The following is a 14,052-nucleotide window of genomic DNA, read 5'->3' as shown; positions in this document are numbered from 1 at the left end:
CGGTGGTCGCCTCCGCGCCCCAGGGAATGCCGAGGCAGAGCTGGAACATCGGCGGCGCATCGATCAGGCCACGCTTGATCAGGTCCTTGGCCTGCCAGATATGGCCGAGCTCGAAGCACTCGATCTCGGGCTTCACGCCGACGGCCTGGATGCGCTCGGCCATTTCGCGCAGCGTCTCGCCGGTGGCCATGAACAGGCCGTCGCCGAAATTCACCGAGCCGCAATCCAGCGTGCAGATCTCGGGCCTGAGTTCCTCGACATGGGCGACGCGCTCGGCCGCATTGGCGATGTCGGTGCCGGCGCCGCCGGTGCGCGGATTGGCCGGATCGAAGAAGAAGTCGCCGCCCATGCCGGCGGTGAGGTTGATCACCACGTCAACACCCGAATCGCGGATGCGCTCGACGGCCTCGCGATAATGTTCGAGCTTGCGCCCGGCCTTACCGGTGTCGACATCGCGGACATGCAGATGGGCGATGGCGGCGCCCGCCTTGGCCGCCTCGATGGCGGAATCGGCAATCTGCTTGGGCGTGACCGGGATGGCCGGGTGCTTGCCGACGGTGTCGCCGGCTCCGGTGATCGCGCAGGATATGATGACGTCGGTATTCACGGTGCTTCCTCCCTGGAGAGGCGATGTTAGGCCAGCCCCGTTTACGCACGTGACCTGTCGCGACAGGCATGGTGCAGAATGCGACAGGGGCGCTTTGACGGCTTATGTGGTGGTTCCAAGGGGCGGACGAGACGTCCATAGGCGCTAACTTCAGGCGAGAGGCGCGACGCCGGCCATCCCTTCGCCCCGTTCTTACGGGGAGAAGGTAAGGATGAGGGGCAGCACGGACCTCGAAAAACCAAGTATTGCGTAGCCCCTCACCTGTATCCTCTCCCCGTAAGAACGGGGCGAGGGGGCTCACATGGGGAGCCGTACCTTCAGCTCGATCATCTCGCCCAACCCTTAAGTTAGCGCTTATGGACGAGATGTCCGCCTTCTCAGTCCGCCGTCCGCAGGCGTTCTACAAAGCCCCTGGCATTGTCGAGCGCCTCCTGCCGGTCCCGCCAGAAACGCTCGTTGAGTTCGTGGATGGCGATGATTTCGGCAGGAAAGGCACAGTGCTCGGCCAGGGCGTCCCAGGGCAGGCTGCCCCAACCCAGCGGCAGATGCAGGTCGCCGAGGCCGAAGGCATTGGCCTCGGCGCTGTCATAGACCCAGGGCAGGTCGGGCTGGCCGAAGGAATCGTGCAGATGCAGGTGCTTGGCGAAGGGCGCCAGCGCCTTGGCCTCCTCCAGGAAGTCATAGCCATACTGGCTGGCGTGGATGAGGCCGTGGCTGAAGTCGAACGTGGCCCGGACCTGCGGGTGGTCGATCAGAGCGAGTTCCTCGGCCAGGCGCGCAATGCTCGGCGTCGCTGCATAGGGGCCGAAATCGAACAGGTTCTCGACGCAGAGAACGACATTATGCGCGGCCGCGACATCGCCGGCCCGGCGGAGATAGTCGCGCTGGCGGGCGGCCGCATTCTCGGCGTCGTGGCGCTCGTCGGCCTGCATCATGCCGGCATGGATGACGAGGTGAGGCGCCCCGATGCGGGCCGCGATTTCGATGAAGGCCTCGGTGGTTTCCAGGAAGCGCGGCAGCAGCGCCGGCGGGGCCATGAAATTGATCGGCAGCGGGCCATGCACGGTGAAGCCGAAGGGGCGGTCCCGGCATATGGCTTCGAATTCGGCGACGCGCGAGGCCATCGGGCGCCCGGCGAGCACGAGATCGTAGTGGTAAGCGGGTAGTTCGACAAAGGCGAGGCCGAGATCGGCAACCTCATCGAGCCTGGCGGCGAGGTCGGACAGATCCGGCTGGCCCTCGCGCGAAGTCAGGCCGAGAGCGGGTTGGGTGGGCATTTCGAACTCCCTTGGTCGTGTCGGAGCAGCATAGGCTTCCTGCCCGCTGCCGGTATCAGATTGTTGACGATATCGCTTCTACACTCCGGAATATTTGTTGCGTCGCAATAATCCTGCTATGACAAATCCGTGACGAGCATTCAGCGACGGACCTGCAATCTGTAGTTTGGTGGTGCTATGTTTGAAGAACTTAAGGGCATGATGGGGTTGGGCGCGATTTCCGCGCCCGTCTACACCATCTACGAAGCGACTCATGCGGCGCTTGGCCCGACTAGAGCCTTTTCCGATGCGACTCGGGCGTTTTTTGAAAATCCCGGCAATCCTTTTTCTATGACCACCTGGGGCAAGTCGGTTGCGGCGGCCTGCGAGGTCTTCGAGCGCGTTACACGCCGTTACGGCAAGCCTGAATTCGGCATCAAGGACGTGCTGGTCGGCGGCGAGCGTGTCGCCGTGCACGAGGAGGTCGTCTGGCGCCGGCCCTTCTGCAATCTCCTGCGTTTTTCCCGCGCCATTCGCGGCAATCACCGTCCGGACCCGAAGCTTCTGATCGTGGCGCCGATGTCGGGGCATTACGCCACGCTGCTGCGCGGCACGGTCGAGGCCTTCCTGCCCAATCATGAAGTCTACATCACCGACTGGACCGACGCCCGCCTGGTGCCGGTATCGGAAGGACGCTTCGATCTCGACGACTATATCGACTACATCATCTCGATGCTGCATGTGCTCGGCCCCGATACCCATGTGATCGGCGTCTGCCAGCCTTCGGTGCCGGTGATGGCGGCTGTTTCCCGCATGGAAGCGGAAAACGACCCCTATGCACCGCTGACCATGACGCTGATGGGCGGCCCGATCGATACCCGCCTCTCGCCGACCAAGGTCAACGACGTCGCCGTCGAGAAGGGTGTCGACTGGTTCCGGTCGAACGTCATCACCAAGGTGCCGTTCCCCAATCCCGGCTTCATGCGTGACGTCTATCCCGGTTTCCTGCAGTTGACCGGCTTCATGACGATGAATCTGAGCCGCCATTTCGACGCCCATAAGACGCTCTATTTCGATCTGGTGCGCGGCGATGGCGACAGTGCCCAGAAGCATCGCGAATTCTATGACGAATATCTCTCGGTGATGGACCTGACGGCAGAATTCTACCTGCAGACGGTCGACACCGTGTTCGTCAAATACGCCCTCGCCAAGGGCGAGATGACCCATCGCGGCAAGCCTGTCGATCCGGGCGCCATCCGCAACACCGCGCTCTTCACCATCGAGGGCGAGAACGACGACATCACCGGCCACGGCCAGACTCATGCGGCCCATGGCTTGTGCGTGAACCTGCCGGCCGACAAGCGGGCCCACTATACCCAGCTGGGCGTCGGCCATTACGGCGTCTTCAACGGCTCGCGCTTCCGGGCCGAGATCGCGCCGCGCATTTCCGACTTCATTCGCTCCAATCTGGCGCCGACCAAGCCGACGAGCCGCGGCACCAACGATCCGATCCCGCTGGATTCAAAGCGCGGCAAGGGCCCGGTGCGGCCGGTCTCGGTCTGACCGGGCTCGATTGAAGCGCTGCTTTGCCATGCCTGGACTTGTCCCGGGCATGGCCGCAATGGCGAAGCCGACGGCACTTTTGGGGCTTTCATGCCGGTGTACCGGTCCGTTGACGGCTGTCCGCCGAGGCCGCATAGGGGTGGAGACGGTCGAAACGCGAGGCGGTTGATCCCATGCGCAAACTGATGGGCTTTGTCCTGATTGTCCTGCCTTGCCTCGTCGGCGCCATGCCGGGCGCCTTGGCGCAGGACTACATCAAGGGCGGAGGCGACATCACCATTCGCACCGAGCGCTATGCCCGCCCGCCTTATTCCAGCGCCACCTACTACATCTACGAGCAGGGCGGGGCGATCGTCTGCACCAAGCTCGCCGTCTGCAATAAATATGACGAATGCACCACGCGTTATGACAGCGGCTTCTTCAAGGATGCCCTGGATGCCGACGAAGGCGAACCCTCCGGCACCACGCCGGCGGTGGTCATACCCCGGAACAAGATCGCCAAGCATGTCTGTCTGACGAAATATCCGCCTCGCCGGCAGTAGCATCGACGGATCTGTCGCTCCGGGCCGGCGAGTTGCCGCAACCTTGGGGAATGATGCTAAAGCGTTTTGCGATTTGGCGGTTACGCCAAGAATCGCAAAGACGCGTCGAAACAAGGAGTTAGAGCAAACAAGCATTTCCGTCCAAACGCGTTTTGCTCTATGGTGCGCGAGCAAAATCTGTTCCTCTCCCATAGAGATCCTGCTTGTCCCATTCCATCTTGCGCCTGCGGCTTGCCCATCGCCTGATCGCGGCGGTCCTGCTTTGCCTGTCCGTCGCTCCCTTTTCCGCCCAAGCTGAAACCGCGACCAAGGTCACCGCCTGGCCGCAGGCCGACAGCGACCTCAAGCCGGAAGCCGGCATCCGCTTCGGCGTGCTCGGCAACGGCATGCGCTTTGCGGTGATGCGCAACACCACGCCGGCGGGGCAGGCCGCCATCCGGCTGCGCATCGGATCCGGCTCGCTGCAGGAGGCCGACGACCAGCAAGGCCTCGCCCATATGCTCGAGCACATGGCCTTCAAGGGCTCCACACGGGTGCCGGAAGGGGAGATGATACGCATCCTGCAGCGCAAGGGGCTGGCCTTCGGGGCCGACACCAACGCCCACACCAGCTATGACGAGACTGTCTATGCGCTCGACCTGCCGGAGGTCGATGCCGATACCGTCTCCACCGGCTTGATGCTGATGCGCGAGACGGCGAGCGAGTTGACGCTCAGTGCCTCCGCCCTCGATCGCGAGCGCGGCGTCGTCCTCTCCGAGGAGCGCCTGCGCGACACGCCCGGCTATCGCAGCGTCATGGGCCTGTTCAACGTCCTGCTCGCCGGACAGCGCGTGCCGGAACGCGCCCCGATCGGCAAGACCGAGATCATCCGCACCGCTCCCATCGAGCGGCTGCGTGCCTATTACCAGGCCAATTACCGCCCGGACCGCGCGACCTTGCTGGTGGTCGGCGACATCGATCCCGCCGCCATGGAGGCGGAGATCCGCCGGCGCTTCGAGGACTGGAAGCCGGTCGGACCTGCCGTGGCCGAGCCGGATCTAGGCCAGCCGCTCAAGCGCGGCGTCGGCGCCGATGTCGTCAAGGTTCCGGGCGCCAACACCAAGATCTATCTCAGCTGGATCCGTCCCTTCGACGCCGCGCCCGACAGCTATGCCAAGCGGCGGCAGACCGCGATCGAATATGTCGGCCTGTCCGTGCTCAAGCGTCGCCTCCAGGCCCTGTCGCGCAAGGCCAGTCCGCCCTTCATCGCCGCCGATGTCGGCTTGCAGGACCTCTATGAATCGGCCCGCGCCAGCCTGCTGTCCGCCGATGTCGAGGCCGGGGCCTGGGACAAGGGCCTGGCCGCGCTCGACCAGGAACAGCGCCGTCTCGTGCAGTTCGGCGCGCAACAGGCCGAGGTTGACCGCGAGGTGGCGGAATATCGTTCCGCCCTGCAATCGCTGGCCGATGGTGCGGCGACCCGCACCAGCCCGGATCTTGCCGCGATGCTCGCCAACAGTGTCGATGAAAGCAAGGTCTTCACCTCGCCGGCCGACGATCTCGCTCTGTTTGAGCGCATGGTGAAGGGATTGACCGCCGCCGAGGTCGACAAGGCTGTCCAGGCCTTGTTCTCCGGCAGCGGTCCGCGCCTGGTGCTGCAGGGCGCCGAGCCGCCGGAACCGGCCGCGGTCGAGAAGGCCTATGCGCAGTCGCAGTCCGTTGCCGTGACCGCGCCGGCCGATGCCGCGGCAGTGGCCTGGCCCTACACGAATTTTGGCAACCCGGGCACCATCGTCGAGCGCCGTACCGTCGAGGATATCGGCGCGACCATGGTGCGTTTCGCCAATGGCGCCCGCCTTACCGTAAAGCCCACCAAATTCCGGGCCGACGAGATCCAGGTCCGCCTCGATATCGGCCGCGGCCGGCTCGATCTGCCGCATGACCGGCCGATCCCGACCTGGACCGCCCAGGCGGTCGAACTCTCCGGCCTGAAGGCGATCGACTATGACGACATGCAGAAGGTGCTGGCGCCCAAGATCGCCAGCATCGGCTTCTCGCTGGAGGACAATGCCTTCAAGTTCGAGGGCACGACCCGCCCGGCCGACCTTGCCACCCAGCTGCAGATCTTCGCCGCCTACGCCTCCGATCCTGCCTGGCGGCCGGAGGTCTTCGAGCGGATCCGCCAGCTCTATCTCGCCAATCTGCCGCAATATGAGGCGACGGCCGGCGTGGTGGTCAGCCGGGATTTCCAGGGGCTGATCCATTCCGGCGATCCGCGCTGGATCTTCCCCGACCGTCCGCAATTGCTGGCGGCCAAACCCGAGGATTTCCAGAACCTGTTCGCACCGGTCTTTGCCGGGGGCGCCCTCGACATCACCATTGTCGGCGATGTCGGCGTGGATGATGCCATCCGTGAAGTCGCGGCGACCTTCGGTGCCCTGCCGTCCCGTCCGGCGCCGCAGGCACCGGTCGCCGACAAGGCCGGAGCCTTTCCCGCCGTCACGGCCGAACCGGTCGTTCATACCCATTCCGGGCGTCCGGACAATGCCGCCGTGCTGGTGGCCATACCGGTCGGCGACATGCTGTCGGACATCCCGCGCAGCTTCACGGCCGACCTCGCCAGCTCGATCCTGGTCAATCGCCTGATCGACGAGTTCCGCATTGCCGAGGGAGCGACCTACTCTCCCCAGGGCTCGGTCGACCTGTCTTCTTCCCTGCCGGGCTTCGGCTATGTCTATGCCATGGTCGAGACCACGCCGGCCAAGGTCGCTTCCTTCTATGCGCTGGTGGACAAGATCGCCGCGGATCTGGCGGACAAGCCCGTCTCCGCCGACGAACTTGCCCGCGCCCGGGCCCCGAAGATCGAGACGATCCGACGCCGGCGGCAGGAAAACGACTATTGGCTCGGCAAGTTGAGCGGCAGCCAGACCGATCCGCGGCGCCTGGATCTGATCCGCGCCGGCCAGGACGGCTACGACAAGGTCGGCCCCGAGGATATCCGCGCCTTTGCCCAGACCTATTTCAAGCCCGGCAGCGTCTGGAAGCTGACGGTACTGCCGGCCGGGGTTGCCGCAGCGCGCTGAGGCTCGCGGCAAGACACGTCGATCAGGCGCGGGCCTGTTCCTTCCTGGCTGGCACCAGGTCGGCAAAGGCCCGTTCGGCCAGCCTGGCGGTCTCGGCCTCCACCGAGCGATAGGCGGCCAGCAGGTCTTCGCCGAAGGCGGTGAGGCGCGCGCCGCCGCCATGGCTGCCGCCGGCCGAGGTCTCGATGGCGGGCTGGCCGAACATGGTGTTGACCGCGTCGAGCAACAGCCAGGCCCGACGATAGGACATGCCGAGTTCGCGGCCCGCCGCCGAGATCGAGCCGGCCCGTTTCACCGCCTCCAGCAGGTCCATCTTGCCCGGGCCGAGCCGGGCGTTCTCGTCGAAGGCGATCTTGAGGCGGATGACGGGCGGGCCGGACATGATCGGTCTCCTGAGAGCGTTTTTCGATTTGGCGGAGTGTAATTGCTCCCCCTTGCCTTTGAGGTCACGTAGCCCCTCACCCTTACCCTCTCCCCGCAAGAGGCGGGGCGAGGGGGCGCAGTCGTCGCGAATGCTCCTCCAGCCTTTCATCTCGCCCCACGGTCGGGCGAGATGGCGCGTTTCCAGCATGAGACGGCCGGTCGAAGTCACCCTGTCCCCGCCTCTTGCGGGGAGAGGGTAAGGGTGAGGGGCGGCTCATCCCTGCGTAATTACGACGGAGTCACGGAATCGCAAAGGCGCGTCGAAACAAAGAATTGGAGCAATTCAGCCTTCACACCTCAACGCGTTTTGCTCCAAGGGCAGAGGGTGTGATTGCGATTGCAGGCGAAGCGCCCTATTCAGGAGAATATAGCGTAGTCGGGCATAGGTGAAGGAGCGGGGCGTGCTTTCGCCTGAAGAATGGACGGCCCTGTGGCTCAGCCTCGAGATTGCCGGTCTTGCCACCGTGATCTCGCTGCCCTTCGCGGTCGCCGCCGCCTGGATTCTCGCCCGCCGGCGTTTTCCCGGCAAGGCGCTGTTCGACGCCCTCGTCCATCTGCCGCTGGTGCTGCCGCCGGTGGTCACCGGCTATGTCCTGCTGGTGATGCTGGGACGCAACGGCCTGGTCGGCTCCTTCCTCGCTTCGCATCTCGGCATCGTCTTCGCCTTCCGCTGGACCGGGGCCGCCATCGCCTGCGCCGTGATGGGCTTTCCCTTGATGGTGCGCGCCATCCGCCTCGCCATTGAGGCGGTGGATCCCCGGCTCGAATCGGCGGCCGGCACGCTCGGGGCCAATCCCTTCTTTTCCTTCGTCACGGTGACTCTGCCCCTCGCCATTCCCGGCATCATCGCCGGCATGGTGCTGGCCTTCGCCAAGGCGCTGGGTGAGTTCGGCGCCACCATCACCTTTGTCTCCAACATTCCCGGCGAGACGCAGACCCTGTCGGCCGCGATCTATACGGCGCTGCAGGATCCCTATGGCGAGGGCACCGTGATCCGCCTGACCCTGGTCTCGGTGATCATGGCCTTCGGCGCGCTGATCATCTCCGAGGCGATGGCCCGGCGCGCCCGCTCGCGGCTCGGGCAGGCGGCGCAGGGCTGAGGACGAGCCCGCCTCTCGGTCTTGCAATGGACAGCGGGTCGGATCACCTTCACAGGCCCGTCTATTCGTGGAGACCGACTGTGAGCCTCGAAGCACCCGACCAGCCGCCAGTCAAAGGCCCCGCCTCCTATTTCCCCTCCATCGAGAAGACATACGGCCGGCCGATCGCGCATTGGCTGGCGTTGATCGAGGGCAAGCGCGGCACCAAGCATATGGAAATCGTCAACTGGCTCAAGGACGAGTTCAAGCTCGGCCATGGCCACGCCAATGCCCTGGTGGCCTACGCCCTCGCCAAGGATGGCAAGGCGGACTGACGAGCTGTCTTCATGCGATAAGCGGCATGATTGAAGGGCGAATAGGGGGCACCGCATGACGACCCTGCGTAGGGCCAATCCGCAGGATGCTGCCAAGCTCGGCGCCTTGCATGTCGCTTCGTGGCGGGAGACCTATGCCGGTCTGATGCCCGATGCCATGCTTGCGAAGCTGTCGGTGAGGGCGCGTTCGGCGATGTGGACCAGGATCCTCGCTGATCCGCCTGCCGTCGGCAATGTCGCCGTCTATGTGGCTGAGGACGGTGGCGATATCGTCGGCCTGGGCTCATGTGGCTGGCAGCGTGACCAGGACCTCGGGGATCGGGGTTTCGACGCGGAAATCGGCGCCATCTACATCCTGCGGTCGCATCAACGCGGCGGTATCGGCCGCGCCTTGATGCGTGAAATGGCGCGGGCGCTGCACGCCTATGGCCTCCGGGCCGTCTCGTTGTGGGTTCTGCGCGGGAATATCACGGCCCGCTCGTTCTATGAGCGCCAAGGGGACGAATGGGTCGCCGAGAAAGAAGATAGGCGGGGGCGCTTCGTTCTCGTCGAGGATGCCTATGGATGGCGCGATCTCGCGCATCTCGCCGACCCCTGATCGGGATTGCCGGTGCAGCCGCAATGCCGGCGCAGGAAGGCGCCGGCACAAAATCCGATTCAATCCGCCCCGATTCTGCGCTAGGCCTTGGCGATGGCTTCTTCGGCACCGCTTCTTCAGGTTCGCGACCTTTCCGTGGCTTTCCGGACGGAGGGACAGCCGGAACTGGCGGTCGACAAGGTCTCCTTCAGCCTCGACAAGGGCGAGACCCTGGCGCTGGTGGGCGAATCGGGCTCGGGCAAGTCGGTCACGGCCCTGTCGATCGTGCAGCTGCTCAACTATCCCGCCGCCTCCCACCCCTCGGGCGAAGTGCTGTTTCGCGGTGAAAACCTGGTTGGCGCCCCGGAAAGGACGCTGCAGCGCGTGCGAGGCGCCGACATCACCATGGTGTTCCAGGAGCCGATGACCTCGCTCAACCCGCTCCACACCATCGAGCGGCAGGTCGGCGAGATCCTCAGCGTGCATCGCGGCCTGTCGAAGAAGGAGGCGCGCGCGCGGTCGCTGGAACTCCTGACCCAGGTCGGCATCCGCGAGCCGGAAAAGCGCCTCGATGCCTATCCTCACCAGCTCTCCGGCGGCCAGCGCCAGCGTGTGATGATCGCCATGGCGCTCGCCAACGATCCCGACCTGCTGATCGCGGACGAGCCCACCACGGCGCTCGATGTCACCGTCCAGGCCCAGATCCTCGCGCTTCTGAAGGAGATGCAGGCCAGGACCGGCATGGCCATGCTGTTCATCACCCATGATTTGTCGATCGTGCGCAAGCTCGCCGACCGGGTCTGCGTGATGCTGAAGGGACGCATTGTCGATGCCGGCCCGACGGGGCAGGTCTTCGCCAATCCGACCAGCGACTATACCAGGCGGCTGCTGGCGGCCGAGCCCAAGGGCAAGGCGACGCCCTTCGATCCCGAGGCCCGCACCATCGTCTCTGCCGACGATCTCAAGGTCTGGTTTCCGATCAGGGCCGGGCTGATGCGCAGCACGGTCGGTCACGTCAAGGCGGTGGATGGCGTCAGCCTCGCCGTGAAGGAAGGTCAGACCCTCGGCGTCGTCGGCGAATCCGGCTCGGGCAAGACCACGCTTGGCCTCGCCCTGTTACGGCTGATCTCCTCGACCGGGCCGATCGCCTATCTCGGCAAGCCGATCCAGGGCCTCGACCGGCGGGCGATGATCCCGCTGCGCAAGGAGATGCAGATCGTCTTCCAGGATCCCTATGGCTCGCTCTCGCCGCGCCTGTCGGTGGCCGAGATCGTCGAGGAGGGGCTGCTGGTCCTGGGGCGGCGGCTCGGTCCCGCCGAGCAGCGCGCCGCCATCGAGCGGCTGCTGGCCGCGCTGGGGCTCGACCCTGCCCTGGCCGATCGGATCGAGACGATGCTGACCAGGCTCGGCCGGCGCGCCAGCCTGGACGAGGCATTGCGCCAGCTCGGCCTGGGCGAAACGGCCATCGAATTGGTCGAGGAGGGGCTGCGCCGGCTCGGCTGGGGCATGGACCCGGCCAAGAGGCGGCAAGCGGTCGCCCGGGCGCTTGCCGATGTCGGCCTTGATGCCAAGGCGATGGACCGCTATCCGCATGAATTCTCCGGCGGGCAGCGCCAGCGCATCGCCATTGCGCGCGCCATGGTGCTGCAGCCGAAATTCCTGGTGCTGGACGAACCGACCTCGGCGCTCGACATGTCGGTGCAGGCCCAGATCGTCGACCTGCTGCGCGAGCTGCAGCAGCGTCACAGACTGGCCTATCTCTTCATCAGCCACGATCTGAAGGTGGTGCGGGCCCTCGCCAACGAGGTGATGGTGATGCAGGCCGGCAAGATCGTCGAGCACGGCCCGGCCAGCGAGATCTTCGAGCGCCCGCGCGAGGACTATACCAAGGCGCTGTTCGCCGCCGCCTTCGCCATGGCGGCCGCGCCGGAGGGCGTGGTCGGGCAGTAGGGGGCGCTATTCTCCCCTCATCCCTTCAATTTCTCCTGCAATGCCTTCCAGCCGGCAGCAAACACATGGGTCGAGACGATCTCGACATATTTGCCGGCATCGGCGGGTGCCTCGTCGAAGGTTGCACTCCATTCGGCGAAGGTGCGATTGCCGTCGGTGATGGGGATCAGGCGGATGACGGCCACGTAGTTCTCCACCGGGAAGGCCGGCTTGACGAAATTATAGCTGAGCGTGTGCCCGGCATCGTCGAGCGCCAGCAGGCGCTCGCGCACATGGGCGCCATCTTTGAGGTGGAAGGAGCGGACGGAACCGACGGCATCGGCGCTGCGGCCATCCTCGATCTCGCTCGAGGCGATGGCGGGATGCCAGTCCGGCAGGGCGTTGAAGTCGCGCACGGTCTTCCACACGGTTTCGATCGGCGCGTCGATCACCGCGCTTGCATAGGCCTTGGCCATGGTCTCCCCCTATTTACTGATGTTGAGGTTCTTGAACGCCTGCGTCTGGGCGACCAGGGCTTTTTCCACCGGCAGGCGCTCCATGCTGGAGGCGCCGTAGAAGCCGTGGCAGCCCGGGCAGTTCGCCAGGATGAAGCGGGCATCCTCCGGTTCGGCGATCGGCCCGCCATGGCAGAGCACGATGATCCCGGGCGAGACCTCGCGCGCGGCGGCGGCGATGGCGTTGATCTCAGCCACGCAGCCTTCCAGGGTGAGCGCGGTGTCCGCGCCGATCGAGCCGCCCGTGGTCAGGCCCATATGGGCGACGATGATGTCGGCCCCGGCCCGGGCCATGGCACGCGCATCGTCCGGATTGAAGACATAGGGCGTGGTGAGCAGGTCCTTCTCGCGCGCCAGGCGGACGAGGTCGACCTCCAGGCCATAGCCCATGCCGGTCTCCTCCAGATTGGCCCGGAACTTGCCGTCGATCAGCCCCACGGTCGGGAAATTCTGGATGCCGGCAAAGCCCATCGCCTTGAGCCCATCGAGGAAGGGGCCGAACTGGCAGAAGGGGTCGGTGCCGTTGACGCCGGCAAGCACCGGCGTGTGCTTGACCACCGGCAGCACTTCGCGCGCCATGTCGACCACGATCTCGTTGGCGTTGCCATAAGCGAGCAGGCCTGCCAGCGAGCCACGGCCGGCCATGCGGTAGCGGCCGGAATTGTAGATGACGATCAGGTCGATGCCGCCGGCTTCCTCGCATTTGGCCGAAAGGCCGGTGCCGGCGCCGCCGCCGATGATCGGCCGTCCCTCGGCGATCATGCCGCGGAACCTTGCCAGGATCCTCTCGCGCTCGCTTCCAGCCATATCAATGCTCTCCGATAATACTCTTGAAATTCGCCAGCAGCGCCTGCACGAAGGCCGGATCGTTCACCCCGGCGGGCACGCGGATGAGCTGGCGCCGGGGTGTCTGCTGGATCGTCGCTTCCAGCGCCGCGAACAGGGCTGCATTGGCCTGCGGGTCATGGAAGGGCATGTCGGGCGCATCGAGGAGCGAAACCCCGCCCTCGGGAATGAGGAAGCGCACCTCGCCCTCGCACTGGTTGAGCTTGTTGCCGATCCAGCGGCCCATTTCGGCATTCTCCGCCGCCGTGGTGCGCATCAGCGTGACCTGCGGGTTGTGGACATAGAGGTTGCGGCCGCGATAGCGCTCCGGCACGCTGTCGAGCGACCCGAAATTGACCATGTCGAGCGCGCCGCAGGAGCCGACATAAGGCACCTTGGTGCGGGCGATGGCGCCGAAGCGGTCCTCGGTCGCCGCCAGCACGCCGCCGAACAGGAGGTCGCAGACCTCGGTGGTGGTGACGTCGAGCACGCCGGCGATCAGGCCGGAATCGACCAGCTTCTCCATCGACTGGCCGCCGATGCCGGTGGCGTGGAAGACGAGGCAGTCATAGTCGGCCGAAAGGTCGGCCACCAGCTGGTTCACGCAGGGCGTCGTCACCCCGAACATGGTGAGGCCGACGGCCGGCTTGTCGTCGACCTCGGCGGCCGCCTCGGCCCGCCCCCGTGCCATGCCGGCAATGGCATTGGCGGCATTGGTCATCACCACGCGGGAGATGCGGTTGAGCCCGGCCACATCCGTCACCGAATGCATCATGGTGATGTCGGTCGGGCCGACATAGGCGGCGACATTGCCCGAAGCGACGGTGGACACCATCAGCTTGGGCGTGCCGACCGGCAATTCGCGCATGGCGGGGGCAACGAGGGCGGTGCCGCCCGAGCCGCCGAGGCCGATCAGGCCGGCGACATCGTCCCTGGTTGCGATGAAGCGGGCAAAGGCGAGCGCCATGGCGCTGACGGCCGAACCGCGGTCGCCGGTGAACACGGCCTCCGCCCCGCCGGGATGGCTGGCCGCGACGGTTGCGGGCGGGACCTCGACCTCGCTGGCGGTGCCGCCGGTGGAAAGGTCGACCCTGATAACATCGAGGCCATGGGCACGGATGCGGTCTGCCACGAAATTGAGCTCGGTTCCCTTGGTATCGAAGGTACCCGCCACATAGACGCTCGACCCGGCCATCCCTGCGCTCCCAATTGTCTTATCATTGTGGCGGGACGCTAGCACGGACGCAGTGAGCGCGTTAAGAGCGGATGGATGGGCAAGCAGGCGTTTCACCCCTCATCCCCCTGCCGGGACCTTCTCCCGCAAGGGGAGAAGGGGCTC

General features: G+C 65.5%; 13 protein-coding genes. 7 read left to right on the top strand and 6 right to left on the bottom strand.

Annotated features, from left to right (window positions below; all coding sequences use genetic code 11):
* Together QM672_RS31980 and QM672_RS31975 are read right to left on the bottom strand one after the other, a co-directional pair.
* Positions 1 to 607, bottom strand: a 607-nt coding sequence (locus QM672_RS31980) for a 3-keto-5-aminohexanoate cleavage protein (RefSeq protein WP_415087325.1), incomplete at its 3' end; no start/stop codon positions are given.
* A gap of 377 nt (positions 608 to 984) precedes the next feature.
* On the bottom strand, positions 985 to 1,884 hold the full coding sequence (locus QM672_RS31975) for a sugar phosphate isomerase/epimerase family protein (RefSeq protein ID WP_311943811.1): 900 nt from the start codon (positions 1,882 to 1,884) through the stop codon (positions 985 to 987).
* Positions 1,885 to 2,061: 177 nt separating this feature from the next.
* Between QM672_RS31975 and QM672_RS31970 the strand changes: the two genes are divergently transcribed.
* The 3 genes from QM672_RS31970 to QM672_RS31960 all read left to right on the top strand — a co-directional run bounded on the left by QM672_RS31970 (position 2,062) and on the right by QM672_RS31960 (position 7,030).
* Complete coding sequence (locus tag QM672_RS31970) at positions 2,062 to 3,426, top strand: polyhydroxyalkanoate depolymerase (RefSeq protein WP_367625574.1); 1,365 nt, start codon at positions 2,062 to 2,064, stop codon at positions 3,424 to 3,426.
* A gap of 173 nt (positions 3,427 to 3,599) precedes the next feature.
* On the top strand, positions 3,600 to 3,968 hold the full coding sequence (locus tag QM672_RS31965; protein WP_311943813.1) for a hypothetical protein: 369 nt from the start codon (positions 3,600 to 3,602) through the stop codon (positions 3,966 to 3,968).
* Between the two features lie 203 nt (positions 3,969 to 4,171).
* Positions 4,172 to 7,030, top strand: a complete 2,859-nt coding sequence (locus QM672_RS31960) for a M16 family metallopeptidase (protein WP_415087324.1) — start codon at positions 4,172 to 4,174, stop codon at positions 7,028 to 7,030.
* Positions 7,031 to 7,052: 22 nt separating this feature from the next.
* Here QM672_RS31960 and QM672_RS31955 read toward each other — a convergent pair whose 3' ends face one another.
* Complete coding sequence (locus tag QM672_RS31955; RefSeq protein WP_311943815.1) at positions 7,053 to 7,412, bottom strand: winged helix-turn-helix domain-containing protein; 360 nt, start codon at positions 7,410 to 7,412, stop codon at positions 7,053 to 7,055.
* Between the two features lie 442 nt (positions 7,413 to 7,854).
* Between QM672_RS31955 and modB the strand changes: the two genes are divergently transcribed.
* The 4 genes from modB to QM672_RS31935 all read left to right on the top strand — a co-directional run bounded on the left by modB (position 7,855) and on the right by QM672_RS31935 (position 11,394).
* A complete protein-coding gene (gene modB / locus QM672_RS31950; protein ID WP_415087323.1) occupies positions 7,855 to 8,553 on the top strand; it encodes a molybdate ABC transporter permease subunit in 699 nt (232 codons plus the stop codon).
* Positions 8,554 to 8,633: 80 nt separating this feature from the next.
* Positions 8,634 to 8,867 (top strand): DUF4287 domain-containing protein, encoded by a 234-nt coding sequence (locus QM672_RS31945; protein WP_415087322.1) that lies wholly within the window; start codon positions 8,634 to 8,636, stop codon positions 8,865 to 8,867.
* Between the two features lie 55 nt (positions 8,868 to 8,922).
* Positions 8,923 to 9,465 carry a GNAT family N-acetyltransferase gene (locus tag QM672_RS31940; protein ID WP_415087321.1) on the top strand — a complete coding sequence of 181 codons (543 nt, stop codon included), beginning with the start codon at positions 8,923 to 8,925 and terminating at the stop codon, positions 9,463 to 9,465.
* A gap of 93 nt (positions 9,466 to 9,558) precedes the next feature.
* Complete coding sequence (locus QM672_RS31935; RefSeq protein WP_415087320.1) at positions 9,559 to 11,394, top strand: ABC transporter ATP-binding protein; 1,836 nt, start codon at positions 9,559 to 9,561, stop codon at positions 11,392 to 11,394.
* Between the two features lie 17 nt (positions 11,395 to 11,411).
* Here the strand turns inward: QM672_RS31935 and QM672_RS31930 are convergent, their stop codons facing one another.
* From QM672_RS31930 to QM672_RS31920, 3 genes are read right to left on the bottom strand one after another with little or no spacing between them, the layout of a single operon-like run.
* A complete protein-coding gene (locus QM672_RS31930; RefSeq protein WP_415087319.1) occupies positions 11,412 to 11,849 on the bottom strand; it encodes an SRPBCC family protein in 438 nt (145 codons plus the stop codon).
* A 9-nt stretch (positions 11,850 to 11,858) separates the two neighbouring features.
* The gene (locus QM672_RS31925; protein WP_415087318.1) at positions 11,859 to 12,695 is read right to left on the bottom strand and encodes a phosphoenolpyruvate hydrolase family protein; all 837 of its coding nucleotides are present in this window, start codon (positions 12,693 to 12,695) and stop codon (positions 11,859 to 11,861) included.
* 1 nt (position 12,696) lies between these two features.
* Positions 12,697 to 13,908, bottom strand: a complete 1,212-nt coding sequence (locus QM672_RS31920) for a Tm-1-like ATP-binding domain-containing protein (RefSeq protein WP_415087317.1) — start codon at positions 13,906 to 13,908, stop codon at positions 12,697 to 12,699.
* Between the last annotated feature and the right edge of the window lie 144 nt (positions 13,909 to 14,052).

This window comes from Labrys sp. (in: a-proteobacteria) (assembly GCF_047605565.1).
Lineage (GTDB): Bacteria > Pseudomonadota > Alphaproteobacteria > Rhizobiales > Labraceae > Labrys > Labrys neptuniae.
The sequence above is the reverse complement of the archived record's forward strand: the minus strand, read 5'-3'. Positions and strand labels throughout refer to the sequence as shown.

What these genes read in the sequence shown, in the direction of transcription:
- QM672_RS31920 (WP_415087317.1), bottom strand. Translation starts at nt 13,908, where the DNA reads ATGGCCGGGTCGAGCGTCTATGTGGCGGGTACCTTCGATACCAAGGGA.
- QM672_RS31970 (WP_367625574.1), top strand. Translation starts at nt 2,062, where the DNA reads ATGTTTGAAGAACTTAAGGGCATGATGGGGTTGGGCGCGATTTCCGCG.
- QM672_RS31975 (WP_311943811.1), bottom strand. Translation starts at nt 1,884, where the DNA reads ATGCCCACCCAACCCGCTCTCGGCCTGACTTCGCGCGAGGGCCAGCCG.
- QM672_RS31955 (WP_311943815.1), bottom strand. Translation starts at nt 7,412, where the DNA reads ATGTCCGGCCCGCCCGTCATCCGCCTCAAGATCGCCTTCGACGAGAAC.
- QM672_RS31925 (WP_415087318.1), bottom strand. Translation starts at nt 12,695, where the DNA reads ATGGCTGGAAGCGAGCGCGAGAGGATCCTGGCAAGGTTCCGCGGCATG.
- QM672_RS31935 (WP_415087320.1), top strand. Translation starts at nt 9,559, where the DNA reads ATGGCTTCTTCGGCACCGCTTCTTCAGGTTCGCGACCTTTCCGTGGCT.
- QM672_RS31965 (WP_311943813.1), top strand. Translation starts at nt 3,600, where the DNA reads ATGCGCAAACTGATGGGCTTTGTCCTGATTGTCCTGCCTTGCCTCGTC.
- QM672_RS31940 (WP_415087321.1), top strand. Translation starts at nt 8,923, where the DNA reads ATGACGACCCTGCGTAGGGCCAATCCGCAGGATGCTGCCAAGCTCGGC.
- QM672_RS31930 (WP_415087319.1), bottom strand. Translation starts at nt 11,849, where the DNA reads ATGGCCAAGGCCTATGCAAGCGCGGTGATCGACGCGCCGATCGAAACC.